We start from the raw sequence: 18,387 nt of genomic DNA, 5'->3' as shown, positions 1-18,387 counted from the left end.
TATTTGCAATAAAAAACTCGCTTTTTAAGCGGGTTTTTTTTATACTTGCATTTCAAAAAAATAATTCAAAATATGAAAAATCAAATTAAAGTTTTACTGCTTTCAGCAATGGTTTTATCTTTTCAAAACAGCTTTTCGCAAAAGAAAAAGCTAGGACAGAAAAGCAAGCCTAAAACCGAAACGATAAAAGGTGATCCACAGCCTGATGTAATGCTCGTAAGCGATGCACCAGTCATGGCAGAGGAGTCGCCTGTGTCTATATCGGAAGTACGCTCAGATGGGAATTATGGACGTTACGCCACAGAAAAAATAAATGACGAAACAATTTGGTTTTATGATAAATACAATAGTAATTATAAATTTGGTATCAAAAAAAGAGACCAGGTGCTTCTGCCTGCTTTATTCGAAAGAAAAACATATCCAGCTGTAAGCGATAATAGTTCTTTTCCGATGGGAATTGGAAAAAATTATGGTCTTTATAATGTTGAAAAAGAAATTTGGGAAATCCCGATGATTTACTACTCTTTGGATCACATCGGAAATGATATTTTTTCGGCACGTACTAAGAACGGTTATTATGGAGTGATAAGCAGAAACAATAAAGTGTTAATTCCGTTCAAATGGGCTGAAATCAGCAGTATTTCTGGTGTAGAGAATTATTTTATTCTTCAGGATAAAAAAACAAATTTAAGAGGTCTATATAGTCTTTTGAACGGGAAATTTGTAATACCGTGTGAGTATCAGTATATTCAGACTGTTGATAAAAGCAATTATTTTAAAGTAGATAATGAAAAAGGATCTAATCTGGTTTCTATTGATAATAAACCAAAATTCAAAAAATGGTACACTCAGATAAACAGTGTTAGCAGCAGTAAAAATTTTATTGTAAAACTGAACGATAAAATGGGGATTATTGATGAAAATGAAAACATTGTTCTGCCAATAGAATACAAGGATATTAAAACTTATCCATACAATGACGGTTCATTTTTGGCTGTCAATAAAGAAGGTAAATACGGCTGTGTCTTAATTAACGGGAAAATTTCTCTGCCATTTGAATACGATCAGATTAATACCAGCTATTCTAATAATCTGAAAACGACAAAAAACAATAAATGTGGTCTGATACAGGTAAACAGCGGTACTCCGTATGAAATTGTTACCTGCGAATATGACAATATCAATATTGAAAACGAAACATTTATTGTAGAGAAAAACGGTCTTTTTGGGATGCTGGATTCTTTCGGGAAATTAATTGCTCCCTGTGAATATGAATCCATTGACAAGGTAGTGAGCAAGAATAACAACTATTCCAGTAATTTTGTGTTCATCGCAAAGAAAGACAAGAAATTTGTTTTACTGGACAAAAATGCACAGCAGATCTCCGCAGCTGCTTATTCTAATATTTCACCCGTTACTTTTTTGAATAAAAATGGTTCTTATTATGATGAATCAAAGTTTAGTTATTTAATGTTTCAAAACAATAATAAAGCAGGTCTGCTGGATATGCTGGGACAGCAGGTAATGGAGTCTAATTACGAAGAAATTATTGGGGAAAACAATAATCTTTTGCTTGTAAAACAAAAAGGTAAAATAGGAGTATATAATCTGCTTACCAAAACTGAAACAATTCCTTGTGTTTATGACCAGATTGTACTGGATCCAAACGGTAATTATGGAGTTAAAGGAAAAGAAATTTATTCAATAGATTTGAATGATAATACAAAAACAGTGAAACTGTAATCAGGCAGTTTTTTTAAAATAAAAGAATCCGTCTCATTTTCCTAAAAAAGCGAGACGGTTTTTTTGTTTATTTGCTATACCAATTAAGACACATTTATGGCATCAAACAAAAAACAAGCCGCTGTTGGCTTTATCTTCATCACAATGTTAATCGATATTACAGGCTGGGGAATCATTATTCCAGTTATTCCAAAACTGATTAAAGAATTAATACATGGCGATGTAAGCGAAGCGGCAAAATACGGCGGCTGGCTTACATTTGCCTATGCGATTACTCAATTTATGTTTGCGCCTTTAATAGGTAATCTGAGTGATAAATTTGGGCGGAGACCTATAATTCTAATTTCGCTTTTTGCTTTTTCGCTGGATTATATTCTGCTGGCATTTGCGCCAACGATTACATGGCTGTTTGTTGGAAGAATAATTGCTGGATTGACCGGAGCAAGTATTTCTACCGCTTCGGCGTATATAGCCGATGTGAGCACGCCAGACAATAGAGCCAAAAACTTCGGTATGATTGGTGTAGCTTTTGGTCTTGGATTTATAATTGGGCCCGTTTTGGGAGGTGTATTGGGACATTACGGATCTCGGATTCCATTTTATGCAGCCGCAATTCTGTGTTTAATGAATTTCCTGTATGGTTATTTTATTTTGCCCGAATCATTAGCAAAAGAAAATAGAAGACCAGTGAATTTGAAAAGAGCTAACCCAATCGGAGCGTTTTTAAACCTTAAAAAATACCCTTCTCTTTACGGATTATTGATTGCTTTGTTTTTAATTTTTGTTGCATCGCATGCAGTCGAAAGTAACTGGAGTTATTTCACAATGTACAAATTTGGCTGGGACGAAAAAATGGTTGGAATTTCGTTAGGTGTTGTCGGTGTTTTAGTAAGTCTGGTTCAGGGTGGGCTTATACGTTGGACTAGCAGAAAATTAGGAAACGAAAAAAGTATTTATATCGGAATGACATTGTACACGATCGGAATGTTATTGTTCGCTTTTGCTTCAGAAAGCTGGATGATGTTTCTCTTTTTGATTCCGTATTGTCTTGCCGGAATTGCTGGGCCATCATTGAGGGCTATAGTTACAAATCATGTTTTGCCAACAGAGCAAGGTGAAATTCAGGGAACAATAGCAAGTTTAATGAGTGCAGCAACCATTATTGGTCCACCGGTAATGTCAAGTATTTTTTATTATTTTACGCATAAGGGTTCACCATTTGAATTTGCAGGAATGCCATTTATTCTAGGTGCTGTATTGATGATAATCAGCGGTATTGTTTCGTATTTTTCATTGAAAAAATATGTTATTTCAAATACAAACAATGATTATAGTAATCAATAATTCCTTTGCCTTTCAGCAGGACATCGGCACCAATAATGCCGTGAACGGGTTTGACTTTATATTGGCTCAAAGCTTCGTTAACATGTGATAAATCAAAAATCACGAGATCCAGTTTGCCAGTTTTCCATTTGGCTAATTTGAGTTTGTTGCCCGAAGCCATTTGCGTTAGCATGCCCGTAGCTCCGGCACCCGAAGCTTTGGTTTTGGAATTTTTGGCTTCCAAAGCAAAATATTCAATGCTTTCAAATCCCACACAGCTGTTGGAAGCGCCCGTGTCGAGTATGAAATTTCCCTTTACGCCATTAATTTCTGCCTTGATTAAAAGGTGTTGGGTTTTGGTTACTTTAAACTTGACTTTTTTATAGTCTGCCTTTTTGAGTTTTTCGTGTAAGTTTTTCATTTTGCAAATGGCTTTTCGGTAAAGTAAAAATAGGATTTGTTAGGGGATTATTGGTTTTTGAATTTCAGTTTTTCTTTTTTAATTCGTTTAGTAATAAATTTAAACAACAAAACCCCTCCGACTAGTACTGCGCAAAGCACTAGCCCAAACAACAGATAGTTACATTCATGTTTATTTTTGATATTTCCATAATACACAAAAGCGGCCCAATAATACGGTGATTTTTTCGCATTTGATATATTTTTGTTTTTTAGAAAGTCCCGTTTGGTATTGGCATTAGCCTCAATGTAAGATTGTCCGTTTTTGATGTTTTGGTAAAAGGAATCCATGAAAATCGAGGTGGTGTAATCATTGACTTTCCATAAAGAAAATAGAAGGTTTTGCGCTCCCGCAAATTGAAATCCTCTAGCGACACTCATCGCACCTTCGGATTTAAAAAGTTTTCCAATACCTGTTTCGCAGGCACTCAAAACAACCAAATCAGGATTGATATTCAAATGATACAGTTCGGAATACAGGATTTCCTGATCGTAAAATTTAATACTTGCCGGCGTTTCGATATCTCCTGATGCCGCGTGGGTGGATAAGTGAATAATGCTATAATCAGCGGCGTTTCTTTTGAAATTTTCGAAAGAGGCAGCTGCATTTTTAAAGTATTTCCCTTTAAAATTCTTTTGTATTGACTGCATTTCGTCTTTTGAATAGCTTAAAGTATAAGGAGTATTTTCGAAAACTGGAAAAATTCCCAAAACAGTCTCTTCCCGCTGTTTTTTTCTTTTGTTAAAAGACAAATAAAATCCCGCCGAATTTTCGTAACCAATGTTGTAATCGTTCAAAAGATAATGCATTTGTGCAAAATTGGCTGTTGAAGATTCTTGTGTAATCAAGGCTTCAAAAGGCAGGAAATTTAAAATTCCATCGGGAATAATGATAAGATTTTTGGATGCCGAATTCTTGGGTAATTTTAATAATTGATAAGCAGCATTTGCATAGTGATTATAATTCTTCGGGTTATTTACAATATTCTTCGGATCATTAAAAAAGTCTATGAATTGCTTTATTTTTACTGATGTATGAGCATCATTGCTGAATGAGCTGAGATAAATCTTTTTGTCAGCTATGGTAAATAAATACATGTTTTCGGCTCCTGAAAAATATTCAGCCATCACGGCATTATTCTTTTCTAATTTAGCATACAAATTATCTAAATTGATATCCTGAACAGCTTTGTCTTCTTTTTTTGTTTGGCTTTGCTTTAATAAAAGCATCAGCTCGTTTTGTTTTTTGATGGCTTCGTTGATTTTGACAATATCGGCTAGATCTTCTTTTTGCTGCTCTTTTAAAATGATGCTGTTTTGATTTTGAAGCTGTTCGGAAAGCTGTTTTTCAGCGATTGACTGCGTTTTTGAATTGCTGATTCCTCGTTGTAAAATTGCTGATTTTGTATATTCCGAAAGTTGAAAAGCCTTTTCGAGATAAATTGTTTTGTGCTCTTTTTCAAAAAGCGATTTGTAAATGGCAATACATTTTTCTGTGCGATTTCGATTCCTGATTTGGTTAATGATTTTTGAGTTTTCATAAACTAAAAGTGATTGAAACAGTTCTTCTATATGGAAAGCAAGTTCGTAACTTTCCAATGCTTTTTTGGGTTGGTTTTCAATCTTGAAAATTTCAGCTTGTAAGTCCAAAGCATCCAATAAAATAGACTCGGCATAAAGTGAATTTTTCTTTGGGAGAATACTTTTTTTACCCAAATAATCAGGAATCAATATTTTGAAAATACTTGTAATGACTGAGCTTGATTCGTTTGGTTTTCCAAGTTTGAAAAGAATATTGGCTTCGTCAAAATAGAATTGAGCTTTTTTTCGGGGGCTGCTATTGGGCGATTTTTCGAATTCGACTCTGGCTTTTATAAAATATGCATTTGCCAATTCAAAGTTTTGCCACTGCGCATTTAGGGCTGATAAATTACGGTAGCAATTGGCTAAAGTTTCCGATTGGTCTTTCTCGTTTTTTAATAATTTAATTGCTTCCAAATAATGTTTTTCAAGATTTTGGAAAAAATCATTTCGGATTGGGAAAGCTGGATTTGGGTCTTTATAACTCAGCACATAACTATTTCCTAGATTATTGAGTAAAGTCCCTTTTTGAATATTGGATAATTTTTCAGTTCTAATGGTTTTTTCCAGTAAATCAATGGCAAGGTAATTTCTCCCCGAATTTTGATAAACATTTGATAAATTGAGAATGGCAGCTATTTTATTGTTTTCATTTTTTTTTGCATTGGCCAAAAAATAATACTGTTTGATGGTGTTTTCGGCATTGTCGTAGTCGCCGATGATAGTGTAGAGATTTCCCAGCGGTTTCAGGCAGTATTCTACAATATCATAATCCGAGAGTTTGTAATTTTGGTATGTTGTCCAGGCTTTTTCATAGCTGGCGATGGCCTCGTTTGTTTTACCGAATTTGTTTTCGAAATAGGCTTTGCTGCAGTCTAGGATTACGATTGAAAGTAGTGCGTCTTTTGATTTTTTGTTTTGATTTTTCCAAAAATTGATTTCGACAGTACTTAGTTTTTCAATTCCTTCCGGAGTTGGATTGGCGGTAAAATAGTCGATAGCTTCATAAGTTTGATCTTCCAGACTGTGATTTTTTTGCCCAAATGCCATTAGGGATGTAAAGAGGCAAAAGAAAATAATTTTATTTGTCATGCTGGTTTCTCTGTTCGTTTTCGCAGACTAATTAAAACAAAAAACAGGAATTAAGTATCCTGTTCCTTTGGGCTGGGTAAAAAATTAAAATTTCCAAATCGCATACAGCTGACAATAATTGAAATTATTATCGAAATTGAGAACATAGCGGGCTCCTAAACTGGGGCCGATTCGCGCAAAACCAGCAGTGAAATCGAATAAGACTCCCGATTTTAAATCAGTAAATGAATCACTCGCTGTTTCGGTTGAATAAACAGTACGTAATAACAGTTTATCCGTTGTTCCTTCGTAGATGTCGGTTTTTATGTTTTGAGTCTGCTTCTCAGAAACATTCATGTTGACTTGAAATCCTGCCCCAACGCCAAAATAGGTAGAAATATTATACCGAAACAATATTGGTATTTCCCAATTAATGTTTTTGTTTTCAACTGAAGATGTAATGCGGTTTAACTGCACAGTTCCTGTATCCTGATTTATTTTTTGGCTGACTGTCGTAGCCCCGTCATAAGAAGTGATGCTGTTTAGAAATTCGGCCTGAAGATAATAACGGTATGATTTGAATGGAGAAACTGTCGCACCCACAAAATAACTTTTTGGATTTTCCAAATTAGTGTAAATATTGTATCCGGCTTTGGCTCCAATGGATATTCCCGGAGTAAATCGGGTTGTGGTATAATTGGTTATAATTGGTTCGTTTTTGTCAAAAATGATAGCTGTCCTGCTTTTGGTTTTTATCTTGTGAAAATCCTCGTTGAACTTCATGGAATATTTTACAAATCCTTTGGTGCTGTCAATTTCTTTTACATTTTTTTGATTACTTCCCGGCAGATAAATGTTTCTAAATACAAAAAAAATCTGAGTGCTTCTCACAATGGTATCCAGACAGCTTATTGCTGGAGCTTCGCCTTTTGGGCAGATAGGACATTCGGGATACATGCTTTCGATTTTTAGGGTGCTTTTGTCAAACATATCCGGAATATCGGTTTCGAGCTGTATTTTTCTTGCCGGACCTTCACCGTTATTTTGAAAACTGGTTTTGAATTTTACTCTTTTGTAACGTACAAATCTATAATTCATGAAACTGCCGTTGGATCCCATTTTGTTAGGGTCGTGTGAAGTGACAATTTCCATTTCCAGATTTTTTATTTTATGGTTTTTAAAGCTTCGGTTGGGAACATAAATTGAGCGCATAGTAATGGTGGCACTGGTATCTTTGATCATTTCGGGAGTGGTTTTGAAAGTATAAAAAACATTTCTGGTCTCGCCGGGATTGTGTTCGTCTATTTCTAAAACGACAGCATCTTTATAGCTGTTTTTGGCTGCTAATAATGTTGAATCCAAGTCGGTTTCATTAGTAGTTTCTCTATATTTTTTGGCGAAAGCCAAAGTTTCGCTGGATACTAAATAGCGGTTCGAATTATCAATATCATCTGCTGCAGTGATGTTGTTTTCTTTTATAATTCTTTCACCTGCATAAGGACGCACTTCCTGTAAATCGAAATTATTGTTTTTGAATTGTTTTTCGTTGAAAAAAAGATAGAGCTTTCCGTTGGTTACATAGTTTTCGAGGTTTTCGTAACTCACAATGACCTGCATTTCCTGATCCGGAATAGGATCACAGTTTTTTTGAATTGCTAATCCATTTTGTGGTGCAATAGAAGCAATGTCTTTGTAACTGCTGTCTTCAATGTCATTTACCACGACTTTTTTTGGGCGTGTAGCAGGCGGTTTTCCGTTGTCATAATTATTGGTTACAGTAAGTCTGGCGGTATAAGTTCCTTTGTTTTTATAGACATGTTTGGGTTCGGCTTCTTTACTGTAATGACCGTCGCCCATTTCCCATAAGTAGGAATAACTGGGTTTTGGAGCACCGGCAATAGGAATCAATGGCGGTGTTTCGGGTTTGAAACTAACTAAATTTCCTTTTTGATCGTATCCAATAACAGCTCTTCGGGTAATGGTGTCTTTTACTTTTGTCTGAGCGCACATAGTGAAAGATGCAATTAGAAAAAAAACGAATAGCGATTTGTTCATATTTGGTTATTTTGGTCGGTCTGTATAGCTTTTTGCGTATTTTGAAATATAATTCAAATAATTTTTAAAAGTAAAAAAAAGCGGTGAGCAAATCACCACTTTTCTTATTAATTTGAATCTGTAACTTATTGAATAGCATTGACTGCAGCTACTAATTGAGCTTCGGTGCCTACGGTAGTTTCAGCCAGAGTAAAAGTATAAACAGCATTTGCCGATATAGTAACAGCTTTAACTGCATAGCGCCATTGTCCATTTTCTTCGGTAGCAAAAATGATGTGACAGGCTAAGCCAATTGGAATTTGTCCGTAATGTTCGCTGAATAATCCTGCAGTGGTGTAAGTGTCCAGTTTTGCAAGTGCGTTTTTGCCTTCGCCATCGTAAGATAAATAAATAGCACTGTTAGTATTGTCATAACCGTCAGGAGCATCAGCAAGAATAGTTGTTTTTGGTCTTGGATCGCTGTAGAATTTATCTACGTTTGTCCAGCCAAAGTTTCCAAAAGTAACATAATAATTGTTCCCTTCTCCCTGTACACCGCCTTTTCCTCCTGCAGTTCCAGGATCTGCAATATTTCTCCAGACTAAGTTTTCTGGGTCATCCTGATTACCTACCCAAAGCAGCATTCCTGTTTTTAACCCGTCTGTTAAGCTTGTCGGGACAATAAGAGACATTGTTCCTATGGTTTCCAAGGCAACTCCGTCATTCGTGGCTTTGATGTAAAATTCACCGCCGGAGATTAATAAATTTTTCTTTCCGTCTGTTGTTAATCCCATTGTTGGTTTGTTTGCTGTAAGCATGTGCCCTTTGTCAAATATTTCTACATATTCGATGCTGACAGGACCGGTAAAAGCTAATCCGTTTTTTCTAAGATTGTCTCTGACGATCATGAGTTTTACGCCGCTGGCAGATGTAAGGGTTACTGTTCCGGTAGATTCTGTTATCGTAAAAGTTTGTTTTAGTTTTGCCAATGCTTCGGTACGGACTGCTTTGAATTCGGCAGCTGTTGCCGGAATGTTTGGGATCTCAGTATTTGGAGTGTCCTCGTTTGTACAGCTTGTCATTACGATTGCTGTTAAAAATAAAAATGCGATTGATTTTAAATTTCTGTTCATGATTTCTAATTTTTTTGAATCTGTCTTGAAATAGTCAAGAGTTTGTTGTGATTCTGGTTGTTAATTATAGTTTCTTTTGCTTTATATCAATTAAGGTCTGATATTGTTACCCTTGTTTTTGATTTTTTTTCTCACCCCAGCCTTCTCCAGAGGAGAGGGGGATAGAATTGGATTTTTACCGTGTAATTAATGCCCAAAGTTTACTGAAGAAACTGGCTCCTATTTTTTTAATGTTTTCCATAATCTAAAAGTTTTTAAAAGTTTTAATTATCGATTTATACTGTTATATCCATTTGGTTTTATAATTGTTACCCCTGTTTTCTGAAAATTTTATTTTTTAGCAGTAAATCAATGGTTCTGCGGTATGCATAAGAGATAGAGCCAATGTTATTAAGCTGAGAATTAAATCATGATTTGATTTAAGATTTCTGATTAACGATTTTTGATTTCAGATGTGGGAGTGCTTGAAAAACAGTATCTTTTTTATTTATCATCGTAAAAATCTGAATTCAAGAATCGTTAATCTACAATCAAAAATGTTTTAATTTAATTACGCCCAAATGATTATTGGTCTTGATATATAGTGGAATAAAGCAGGTTTTGTTTCTTTTTTTAGTATTTTCGGGGAAAAGTTTTTTTATGGCTGCTGCAACTGTTCATTCCGACCAAATATATATTGAAGGACTTGCGAATAATGATTCGGAGGTTATTCATGCTATTTATAAAAAGTTTGTGCCAAAGGTGGTTCACTATATAAAAAACAATTCGGGTGATGCTGATAAGGCGCAGGATGTGGTTCAGGAAGTGTTGATTTTACTTTTTAATCAGGCCAAAGCACAGCAATTGCAATTAACCTGTCCCTTTGATGCCTACTTTTTTTTGCTGTGCAAACGGAAATGGCTCAACGAACTGAAAAAACATTCCAATAAAGGGGTAACAATTAAGGACGAGCAGCCATCTATACATGATGCTGCTGATGAGATGGTTTTGCAGACCGAGCATTTTGATGAGAAACAGCAGTTATATGACGCGATGTTTCAAAAACTGGGGGAGAAATGCCAAGAACTGATAAAGCTTAGTTTTGAGCTCCCGTCTATGGAACTGGTAGCTGAAAAACTGGCTGTTACGTATGGTTATGTCCGCAAAAAGAAATCGCTCTGCATTGGCCAGCTGACACAGCTCATTCAGGAAAACAATCGTTTTAAATCTATAAAAAATACCTAGCCATGAACGAAGAACACTTTTTGGAATTTGACGAATACCTTCAAGGTGAAATGAGCGGTGCCGATAAATTGGCTTTTGAAGAGCAATTGAAACAGGAACCGGAACTCGCAATGGCTTTTGAAACCTATAAAGAACTGCATCTTCATTTGGAAAATAAGTTTGGCCAGGTCAATGAGCGTGAAGCTTTCAAAGAGAATCTGAAAAAGATCTCAAAAACCCATCATAAAAAGCATAAATCTAAAAAGATAAAGTTTAAGCCGTGGCAGTATGCTGTTGCAGCTTCGGTTGCAGTTTTGCTGGGTGTTTTCATTTTGAATCAAAAATCGGATCCTGTTTTTGATGATTATAATCAGCCGGAAACTGCTTTTTTTACAGAGAGGGGAGAGGCAAATGATAATTTGAGATTGGCTCAGGATGCATTCAATGCTAAGCAGTATAAAAAAGCAATTCCGCTTTTTGAAACTATTTTGAAAACCGATAAAAATGTTGAGATTCAGTATTTTTATGGTGTTTCTTTACTTGAGGAGAATAGACTGCCTGAGGCAGAAGCTGTTTTTAACGCACTGAAATCGGGTAATTCTATTTATAAAAGCAAAGCAGTCTGGAGTTTGGCTTTGAGTAAGTTAAAACAAAAAGACTATAAATCCTGTCAAGAACTACTGCTTACTATTCCAGAGGATTATGAAGGCAATGATCAGGTTGACGCTTTGCTGGAGGAGCTGGATTAGGGTTTAGCAGCAGTTGTTTAGCAAAGAGTTTTAGAGAGATTCGCCAAGATTAAAATCTTCGCGAATCTTTTTTTTCTTCGTAAATCTTTGCTGGAAAGTCTTTGTGCAGCTCCTTTTTTGGTAAAGCACTATTTTTCGAGTAATTTTGCAGCATTAAAATGTACACTTGGAAACAAAAGCAATATTTACCGATACTCATACCCATTTATATTCAGAAGAATTTGATCTGGACCGAAGCGAAATGATGCAGCGCGCTGTTAATAATGGTGTTACCCGTTTTTTTGTGCCAGCAATTGATTCTTCCTGCACCCAGAGCATGTATGATTTGGAGCGCGATTATCCTGATAATGTATTCCTGATGATGGGACTGCATCCGACCTATGTAAAGGATAATTATCTGGAAGAACTGCAGCATGTCGAAGATGAATTGGCTAAAAGAAAATTCATTGCTATCGGCGAAATTGGTATTGATCTGTATTGGGATAAAACTCATCTGGCGGAACAGCAAATCGCTTTCAGAAGACAGATTCAGCTGGCTAAACAGTATAAACTTCCCATTGTAATTCATTGCCGCGAAGCATTTGATGAAATTTTTGAAATATTGGAAGAAGAAAAATCACCCGAATTATTCGGCATTTTTCATTGTTTTACCGGGACTTATGAGCAGGCACTGCAGGCCATATCGTATAACATGAAATTAGGAATTGGCGGTGTGGTTACTTTCAAAAACGGGAAGATTGACCAGTTTCTGCATCAAATTGATTTACAGCATATTGTTTTGGAGACAGATTCACCTTATTTGGCGCCGATTCCTTACAGAGGAAAACGTAATGAGAGCAGTTATTTAGTGAATGTTGCTGATAAACTGGCTCAGATTTATGGCCTTTCGGCAAATGAAATAGCAGCTACAACAACTGATAATTCTTTTAAAGTATTCAGTATTTAATGTTGATTTTCTCTAACTTTAATATTTTTTTTGTTCTTTTGTCCAATATAAATAGAATACAAAAATGAATAAATTTGATGCGATTAGGTCTTTTTATGATTCAGAAGTAAATGAAGCAATCATAAAAGTTATTGATCATCCGATGATGAAGGCTTTAATGAACTTTTGTTTTCCGGGACAAGATGACGAAATTTGGAAAGAACAGCTTCGCAAAACGCATTCTATTCGTGATTTTCAATGCAATTTTATTTATCATGGTGTGCAGCAGGTTTTGGAGAAAAGCTCTGAGGGCTTAACCACTTCCGGTTTTGAAAAGTTAGAAAAAAATACTGCATATCTTTTTATTTCCAATCATAGAGATATTGTCTTAGATACAACATTACTGAATGCTTCTTTGTTTGAATATGGTTTGGATATGACTTCATCAGCTATTGGTGACAATTTGGTCAAAAAATCATTTTTGAAATCATTATCGAAATTAAATAGAAACTTTTTGGTGCAGCGGGGATTATCGCCAAGAGAATTATTAATTAGTTCCAAATTACTTTCTGAATATATGGCGCAGTTACTGCTTCACGAAAATCGTTCGGTTTGGATTGCACAGCGCGAAGGAAGAACCAAAGACGGTAATGATGAAACAAATCCCGGAGTGCTGAAAATGATTGCAATGGGATCTGATGAGCCTAATATAATGGATTATTTTAAGAAGATTAAAATCGTGCCTGTTTCTATTTCCTATGAATACGATCCTACTGATGCTTTGAAAATGCCGCAATTGCTGGCCGAAGCTAATAATGAGATTTATATCAAAGAAAAAAATGAAGATTTTAAGACTCTGCTGAGCGGTATTATTGGGCAGAAGAAAAGAATACACATACATTTAGGCGATGTTCTCGATACTGAAATTGATGATATTATCAAGAATGTAGATACTTCAAATAAGCAGGTACAGGCATTGGCACAAATAATTGATGACTCCGTTCTGAGCAATTATAAGTTGTGGACTACCAATTTTATTGCTTATGATATCTTAAACAATTCGAATCAATTCGCACATTTATACACCGAAAATGAAAAAATGCTTTTTGAGAGACGTTTAGAATTGCGCATTGACCATGAACACCCGATTGCTAAACAAGGCTTTCTGGATATGTATGCGAATCCAGTGGTCAATAAATTAAAATATGTTGATGCACTTACACTCTAGACCAAAAATTCTTTTAATCTATACCGGCGGGACTATCGGTATGAGAAAAGATTTTGAAACAGGAGCTCTCAAAGCTTTTAATTTCAGTAAGCTCCTTGATAGTATTCCCGAACTGCAGTTGCTGGATTGTGAGATAGATGCTTTTTCTTTTGAAAATCCAATAGATTCATCGAATATGAATCCCGAACATTGGGCAGAAATGGCTCGGACTATTGAGAATAATTACGAGAAATTTGATGGTTTTGTAGTGCTTCATGGTTCAGATACCATGTCGTATTCTGCTTCGGCATTGAGTTTTATGTTCGAAAATCTTTCTAAACCTATCATATTTACAGGATCGCAGCTGCCAATTGGAGATCTGCGCACCGATGCCAAAGAAAATTTAATTACGGCGATTCAGATTGCTTCCCTTCAGGAAAACGGCAGACCGTTAATTAAGGAAGTCTGTCTTTATTTTGAATATAAATTATACCGAGGCAACAGAACAACGAAGATAAATGCAGAACATTTCAGAGCGTTTATTTCTCCGAATTATCCTTTTTTAGTAGAGTCCGGCGTTCACTTAACAATAAATTCAGAGCTGTTGTTGCCTGCCAATGAAGAAGCTTCTTTGAAAGTGCATACCCATTTAGACAGCAATACAGCGATAATCAAAATGTTTCCTGGGATAAATGAAAAGGTATTGACAGCGATTTTAAATGTTGAAGGATTAAAAGGAGTTGTTCTTGAAACTTATGGAGCGGGAAATGCTCCGACAGAAGAGTGGTTTTTGAAATTTTTACAAGATGGCATTTCAAGGGGTTTGCATATTGTTAATGTTACTCAATGTGCTATCGGAAGTGTGAGTATGGGACATTATGAAACCAGTACAACAATGAAAAATCTTGGAATTATTTCAGGAAAAGACATTACTACCGAAGCTGCGATTACCAAATTAATGTATTTATTGGGGCAGAATACACCACAGGAAGACTTCAAAAATGTTTTTGAAACTTCTTTGAGAGGAGAAATGCAATAATATTGAGTTTTTATTTTCGAAAGTCATTTTTTTTAGTGTTATTTGCACTCCGAAATAAAGAGAGGTGTCCGAGTGGTTGAAGGAGCTAGCCTGGAAAGCTAGTATATGGGTAACTGTATCGAGGGTTCGAATCCCTTCCTCTCTGCTAAAGAATTAAAAACCCCGTAAACATTGTGTTTACGGGGTTTTTGTTTTGGACAAAAAAGGTATTGTTTTATCTAAAATATATTCTAAATTTCGCAGCCACAAGTCATGAGTCTAGTACAGATTGATACAGTTACTTTGCTTATTCCAGTTGGATTTGGTTATTTTTATGGATTTTAACTTGTCTTTTTGTAATTATAAATTGCCTATCCATTCAGTACAACAGCGAAATTTAGTAGATAAAATAATTCGCCCCCACTTCCTTTCAAAACAATCAGACGGACTACTTTTATAAAATGTGTTACGGGCGTGAATTTGGACATTGTTCTTGCCCAATCCGGCATACTGTCAATACTGGTGAAAAAGTCATTTACAATCTCTTTGATTGGCAGTTTTTTTTAAAAGACCATCGGGGATTATTGCGAATTTCGGTGAGTATAAATGTTGGTATTTCAGGCTCTTTAATGATAAAATTAATGTTTCGCTCTGCAATTATCTGCACTTTTTGTTCCAGCGAAGTTTTTTCATCATTCAATATCATTTTCATACCGCCAATAAATACTGAGTAAGTTTCAGTCATGATGATTTCAAAAAGTTAGGCCTTGCTTCTGAAATAATAATTAAGCAGAGCAAGATTCAGTCCTGCTTCTTCAGCTATATCCCGCGTTCTTGTTGCAGTAACCCCTCTTTTATAAAAAACTGTTTTGGCTGCTTCTTTGATTTTTTGTTCATTACTTACTTCCATTTTATATTTAATCAAAAGAATTCCTCGAGGCTCTGCCTCGGGGTGATGCGCAAAGATTAGTATATTTGTTTGATGAGTGAACATATTTTCAAACGGCATAATAAAAGCTTGTTGCTTTATCATTTGGTTTGTCCGATAAAATATCGAAGAAATGTTTTATCGGAGGATGTAGAACTGAGTTTGGTAGAAGTTTGTAGAAATATTTCGGAACGATATGAAATTCATTTTGTTGAGATAGGAGCAGATGAAAATCATGTACATTTTTTGATACAAAGCGTGCCAAAGATTTCTGTTGAAATTATTGTCAGGACAGTAAAAAGTATTACAGCAAAAGAGCTCTTTCGTTTACATCCAGAAGTTAAAAGTAAGTTATGGGGAGGTAATTTTTGGACGAGTGGATATTATGTAAATACGGTTGGTCAGTATGGTAATGAGAATGTGATTCAGAAATACATTCAAAATCAAGGAGAAGAAAAGACTGTTTACAAATCGTTTAACAAAAATCAGCTACGGTTGTCTTTTGAGTAATGCGATACCTCGAGGCTCTGCCTCGGGGTAATTCATTTCATGCCTAGGATAAAAAATGATGTTTAAAAAATAAAAATACGGCTAAAAAAAAATAAAACTTTCTTTATAAATTAGCTGAGATTCAATATTCAATTGTAAAATTTTTTCATAATGAAGTATTTATCAGCAAAAAGCATATTGCCAATACTATTTGTGGCTGTTGCAACAGCAGTATTGGCAGTTAAAATGTATCCCGAGGAAATAACAGCCGATGCAAAATCTCAGAAAAAACCCTATCAGCCCGGTGTGGCTTTTACGTTTGATGATGATTATATAGAAGATTGGTATGTTGCTGATAAACTGCTGCATCCATATGAATGGAAAGCTACATTTTTTGTTTGCTGGTACGGCTGTCTGACCGCAGAACAGAAAGCAAAGCTGCATTATTTAAAAGACATGGGGCATGAAATTGCAGGACATGGCTATAACCATCTTAATGCACTGAAGTTTTCTAAGGCATTTGGAGTTAAAAAATATATTAAAGAAGATATTCTGTCATTGAAATCTGCTATGGCAAAAGATGGTTTTAATATACAGACTTTTGCTTACCCTGACGGTGCAGGAGCTCATGATGCAGAACTTAACAATGAACTGCTAAAACATTTCAGTATAATAAGAGGAACAACCTATGAGCAGATTCCGCCAGAATCGCAATATTGTTATTACGAAGGCAGTAAAGTTATCTACGGCCTCGGTATTGATGATGATTATAAGCAGTATAATATTCCGTACTTTAAAAGCCTGATGGATTACGCTAAAGCACATAATAAAATAGTGATTTTTTATGGTCATAAAACAGTTCCGGATGCCGATGAAAAACTTGAAACACCGCTTTCTGCTTTAGAGGAATTATGTAAATACGCAAAAAATAAAGGACTTAAATTTTATACTGTAAATGAGCTTGCTAAGCTGTAAATTGAATTATCTGTTTTTTGAAGTTTTATATACGGATGATTCTGTGAATGTTTTTCTTTCGAAAATAAAAAAAGGAAAATGAAGAGAATTTGCTGGCTTATCATAGGAGTGTAGTTTATGACAAAATCTTATATTTGTAACATCAATGGGCGAGAAATGGATTTTGGTAAATTTTAAATGCGATACTCCTCAATTTAAATCACAAAATAATGATGCGATTAATTCTTGGCTGTTTTCTTTTCTTGTCAATTTTCAAGGGTTTTTCCCAAGAACAGGCATTTTCAATTGATACTTTGAATGTAAAGATTGACAGTCTTTACAGAGAAGATCAGTTTTACGCTGGGCTTAATTATAATTCAATTGTTAAAAAACCGGAAGGACTCTCTCAAGAAAAAATATCATTTGGTTTTAGTGCTGGATTCCTCAGAGACTTTCCATTGAATAAAAAAAGAACATTTGCAGTTGCTCCTGGAATTGGTTTGTCATTTAATAACTATATTCAAAATATGTCTATTGCAGGGACACATGATAATCCAGTTTATAGTATAATTCCTTCCAGTATTAATCATGACAAAAACAGATTTGAACAGCTGAGGGTAGAACTGCCAATTGAATTGAGATGGCGTAATTCTACTCCTGAGTCTTTTAGCTTTTTTAGAATATACAGCGGTTTTAAAGTCAGTTATTTATTGTATGATAAATCTGTTTATGATGATGGTAATGAGAAGATTGTTGTAAAGGGCAATAAAGATTTTGAAGAGCTGCTTTATGGCGTTTATCTTTCAATGGGATACAGTGCTTTTAATCTGCAGATATATTACGGGCTGAATTCCTTTTTTAAATCCACAGCAAAAATTGATTCAGCACCTCTTACCATGAATGCTTTGAGTCTTGGTGTTGTCTTCTATATTTTATAGCCACAAAAAAAGAAATAGTATTTGAGGAATACTGCCTACAAGTACTCCAATAATTAACTCGTTAGGCACATGCGCCTGCATTACCAAACGTGATGAAGCCACAAATCCATTCATCAGCAGTAAAAAAGGGACAAGATATATGCATCCCATCTGCAGGTGAATGTTCAATCCAAAAACGAAAACAGTTAAGGCTGAAATGGCGAGCATATGCAGACTGGTTTTGAATTTTAGATATAATAAACCAAGTGCAAATAAGGTGCTGAATAATGCGCCTATGAAAAAAAAATGTAATTCTGGGTAATATTCCAGCGTGATGCTTTTCCGCAGTAACAGAATGATTAAAAAACTCTGAAATATTAACGGTATTTTGCGCTGTTCCAGATCGGCAATCATGATGCTGTCTGCTTTACCTGTAAAACGCAGTAAATAGTACAAAGCCATCGGGATCATAATAGTAACAATGGAAATCTGCCAAAAAACAGAAGTAATCTGCTTGATGCTGTAATCGCCATCGTGAAATAAAAAATAGAAAATACAGGCTTGTATCGGTGTAAAAAGCGGATGAAATATATAAGAAAATATGGGAAGTATCTTTTTCAATTTTAAAAAGCAGATTTCAAGAAGTTAGTTTT

At 35.2% G+C, this 18,387-nt stretch carries 17 protein-coding genes and 1 tRNA gene; 11 read left to right on the top strand and 7 right to left on the bottom strand.

Features of this window, described 5'->3' with window-relative positions:
- The first annotated feature begins 72 nt into the window (after nucleotides 1-72).
- Together OZP07_RS20320 and OZP07_RS20315 are read left to right on the top strand one after the other, a co-directional pair.
- Nucleotides 73-1,743: a WG repeat-containing protein gene (locus OZP07_RS20320; protein WP_281636531.1), complete on the top strand. Its 1,671-nt coding sequence runs from the start codon at nucleotides 73-75 to the stop codon at nucleotides 1,741-1,743.
- A gap of 96 nt (nucleotides 1,744-1,839) precedes the next feature.
- On the top strand, nucleotides 1,840-3,087 hold the full coding sequence (locus OZP07_RS20315) for a TCR/Tet family MFS transporter (protein WP_281636530.1): 1,248 nt from the start codon (nucleotides 1,840-1,842) through the stop codon (nucleotides 3,085-3,087).
- Here OZP07_RS20315 and OZP07_RS20310 read toward each other — a convergent pair.
- The 4 genes from OZP07_RS20310 to OZP07_RS20295 form a co-directional block, all read right to left on the bottom strand.
- Nucleotides 3,050-3,487 (bottom strand): retropepsin-like aspartic protease, encoded by a 438-nt coding sequence (locus OZP07_RS20310; RefSeq protein WP_281636529.1) that lies wholly within the window; start codon nucleotides 3,485-3,487, stop codon nucleotides 3,050-3,052. The genes OZP07_RS20315 and OZP07_RS20310 overlap by 38 nt on opposite strands.
- A 47-nt stretch (nucleotides 3,488-3,534) precedes the next feature.
- Nucleotides 3,535-6,198 carry a CHAT domain-containing protein gene (locus tag OZP07_RS20305; protein WP_281636528.1) on the bottom strand — a complete coding sequence of 888 codons (2,664 nt, stop codon included), beginning with the start codon at nucleotides 6,196-6,198 and terminating at the stop codon, nucleotides 3,535-3,537.
- A gap of 84 nt (nucleotides 6,199-6,282) precedes the next feature.
- On the bottom strand, nucleotides 6,283-8,232 hold the full coding sequence (locus OZP07_RS20300) for a DUF7849 domain-containing protein (protein ID WP_281636527.1): 1,950 nt from the start codon (nucleotides 8,230-8,232) through the stop codon (nucleotides 6,283-6,285).
- 125 nt (nucleotides 8,233-8,357) lie between these two features.
- Nucleotides 8,358-9,344 (bottom strand): hypothetical protein, encoded by a 987-nt coding sequence (locus OZP07_RS20295; RefSeq protein WP_281636526.1) that lies wholly within the window; start codon nucleotides 9,342-9,344, stop codon nucleotides 8,358-8,360.
- A 639-nt stretch (nucleotides 9,345-9,983) separates the two neighbouring features.
- Between OZP07_RS20295 and OZP07_RS20290 the strand changes: the two genes are divergently transcribed.
- From OZP07_RS20290 to OZP07_RS20265, 6 genes are all read left to right on the top strand, one after another.
- Nucleotides 9,984-10,568, top strand: coding sequence for an RNA polymerase sigma factor (locus OZP07_RS20290; protein ID WP_194643264.1), 585 nt, complete (start codon nucleotides 9,984-9,986; stop codon nucleotides 10,566-10,568).
- A gap of 2 nt (nucleotides 10,569-10,570) precedes the next feature.
- Nucleotides 10,571-11,296, top strand: a complete 726-nt coding sequence (locus OZP07_RS20285) for a tetratricopeptide repeat protein (protein ID WP_281636525.1) — start codon at nucleotides 10,571-10,573, stop codon at nucleotides 11,294-11,296.
- A 166-nt stretch (nucleotides 11,297-11,462) separates the two neighbouring features.
- Complete coding sequence (locus tag OZP07_RS20280) at nucleotides 11,463-12,242, top strand: TatD family hydrolase (protein WP_281636524.1); 780 nt, start codon at nucleotides 11,463-11,465, stop codon at nucleotides 12,240-12,242.
- A gap of 64 nt (nucleotides 12,243-12,306) precedes the next feature.
- A complete protein-coding gene (locus OZP07_RS20275; RefSeq protein ID WP_281636523.1) occupies nucleotides 12,307-13,449 on the top strand; it encodes a 1-acyl-sn-glycerol-3-phosphate acyltransferase in 1,143 nt (380 codons plus the stop codon).
- Nucleotides 13,433-14,467 carry an asparaginase gene (locus OZP07_RS20270; protein WP_281636522.1) on the top strand — a complete coding sequence of 345 codons (1,035 nt, stop codon included), beginning with the start codon at nucleotides 13,433-13,435 and terminating at the stop codon, nucleotides 14,465-14,467. Before OZP07_RS20275 ends, OZP07_RS20270 begins: the two co-directional genes overlap by 17 nt.
- Nucleotides 14,468-14,525: 58 nt before the next feature.
- A tRNA-Ser gene (locus tag OZP07_RS20265) sits at nucleotides 14,526-14,612 on the top strand.
- Nucleotides 14,613-14,981: 369 nt separating this feature from the next.
- On the opposite strand, the gene OZP07_RS20260 is transcribed toward OZP07_RS20265, so the two are convergent.
- Both OZP07_RS20260 and OZP07_RS20255 read right to left on the bottom strand, forming a co-directional pair.
- Nucleotides 14,982-15,191 carry a hypothetical protein gene (locus OZP07_RS20260; protein WP_228520867.1) on the bottom strand — a complete coding sequence of 70 codons (210 nt, stop codon included), beginning with the start codon at nucleotides 15,189-15,191 and terminating at the stop codon, nucleotides 14,982-14,984.
- Between the two features lie 15 nt (nucleotides 15,192-15,206).
- The gene (locus tag OZP07_RS20255) at nucleotides 15,207-15,356 is read right to left on the bottom strand and encodes a TetR family transcriptional regulator (RefSeq protein ID WP_228520868.1); all 150 of its coding nucleotides are present in this window, start codon (nucleotides 15,354-15,356) and stop codon (nucleotides 15,207-15,209) included.
- A gap of 72 nt (nucleotides 15,357-15,428) precedes the next feature.
- Here OZP07_RS20255 and tnpA point away from each other — a divergent pair, with 72 nt between their 5' ends.
- The 3 genes from tnpA (at nucleotide 15,429) to OZP07_RS20240 (ending at nucleotide 17,755) form a co-directional block, all read left to right on the top strand.
- Nucleotides 15,429-15,884 carry an IS200/IS605 family transposase gene (gene tnpA, locus OZP07_RS20250; protein WP_194644296.1) on the top strand — a complete coding sequence of 152 codons (456 nt, stop codon included), beginning with the start codon at nucleotides 15,429-15,431 and terminating at the stop codon, nucleotides 15,882-15,884.
- 150 nt (nucleotides 15,885-16,034) lie between these two features.
- A complete protein-coding gene (locus OZP07_RS20245; protein ID WP_281636521.1) occupies nucleotides 16,035-16,838 on the top strand; it encodes a polysaccharide deacetylase family protein in 804 nt (267 codons plus the stop codon).
- A 209-nt stretch (nucleotides 16,839-17,047) separates the two neighbouring features.
- The gene (locus tag OZP07_RS20240) at nucleotides 17,048-17,755 is read left to right on the top strand and encodes a porin family protein (RefSeq protein WP_228520869.1); all 708 of its coding nucleotides are present in this window, start codon (nucleotides 17,048-17,050) and stop codon (nucleotides 17,753-17,755) included.
- Here OZP07_RS20240 and OZP07_RS20235 read toward each other — a convergent pair.
- The gene (locus OZP07_RS20235; RefSeq protein ID WP_194641467.1) at nucleotides 17,750-18,355 is read right to left on the bottom strand and encodes a hypothetical protein; all 606 of its coding nucleotides are present in this window, start codon (nucleotides 18,353-18,355) and stop codon (nucleotides 17,750-17,752) included. The genes OZP07_RS20240 and OZP07_RS20235 overlap by 6 nt on opposite strands.
- Between the last annotated feature and the right edge of the window lie 32 nt (nucleotides 18,356-18,387).

Source organism: Flavobacterium marginilacus (assembly GCF_026870155.1).
Classification (GTDB): Bacteria; Bacteroidota; Bacteroidia; order Flavobacteriales; family Flavobacteriaceae; genus Flavobacterium; species Flavobacterium marginilacus.
The sequence above is the reverse complement of the archived record's forward strand: the minus strand, read 5'-3'. Positions and strand labels throughout refer to the sequence as shown.

What these genes read in the sequence shown, in the direction of transcription:
- OZP07_RS20240 (WP_228520869.1), top strand. Translation starts at nt 17,048, where the DNA reads ATGATGCGATTAATTCTTGGCTGTTTTCTTTTCTTGTCAATTTTCAAG.
- OZP07_RS20260 (WP_228520867.1), bottom strand. Translation starts at nt 15,191, where the DNA reads ATGACTGAAACTTACTCAGTATTTATTGGCGGTATGAAAATGATATTG.
- OZP07_RS20275 (WP_281636523.1), top strand. Translation starts at nt 12,307, where the DNA reads ATGAATAAATTTGATGCGATTAGGTCTTTTTATGATTCAGAAGTAAAT.
- OZP07_RS20300 (WP_281636527.1), bottom strand. Translation starts at nt 8,232, where the DNA reads ATGAACAAATCGCTATTCGTTTTTTTTCTAATTGCATCTTTCACTATG.
- OZP07_RS20295 (WP_281636526.1), bottom strand. Translation starts at nt 9,344, where the DNA reads ATGAACAGAAATTTAAAATCAATCGCATTTTTATTTTTAACAGCAATC.
- OZP07_RS20255 (WP_228520868.1), bottom strand. Translation starts at nt 15,356, where the DNA reads ATGGAAGTAAGTAATGAACAAAAAATCAAAGAAGCAGCCAAAACAGTT.
- OZP07_RS20305 (WP_281636528.1), bottom strand. Translation starts at nt 6,198, where the DNA reads ATGACAAATAAAATTATTTTCTTTTGCCTCTTTACATCCCTAATGGCA.
- OZP07_RS20315 (WP_281636530.1), top strand. Translation starts at nt 1,840, where the DNA reads ATGGCATCAAACAAAAAACAAGCCGCTGTTGGCTTTATCTTCATCACA.
- OZP07_RS20310 (WP_281636529.1), bottom strand. Translation starts at nt 3,487, where the DNA reads ATGAAAAACTTACACGAAAAACTCAAAAAGGCAGACTATAAAAAAGTC.
- OZP07_RS20245 (WP_281636521.1), top strand. Translation starts at nt 16,035, where the DNA reads ATGAAGTATTTATCAGCAAAAAGCATATTGCCAATACTATTTGTGGCT.
- tnpA (WP_194644296.1), top strand. Translation starts at nt 15,429, where the DNA reads ATGAGTGAACATATTTTCAAACGGCATAATAAAAGCTTGTTGCTTTAT.
- OZP07_RS20270 (WP_281636522.1), top strand. Translation starts at nt 13,433, where the DNA reads ATGCACTTACACTCTAGACCAAAAATTCTTTTAATCTATACCGGCGGG.
- OZP07_RS20290 (WP_194643264.1), top strand. Translation starts at nt 9,984, where the DNA reads ATGGCTGCTGCAACTGTTCATTCCGACCAAATATATATTGAAGGACTT.
- OZP07_RS20285 (WP_281636525.1), top strand. Translation starts at nt 10,571, where the DNA reads ATGAACGAAGAACACTTTTTGGAATTTGACGAATACCTTCAAGGTGAA.
- OZP07_RS20320 (WP_281636531.1), top strand. Translation starts at nt 73, where the DNA reads ATGAAAAATCAAATTAAAGTTTTACTGCTTTCAGCAATGGTTTTATCT.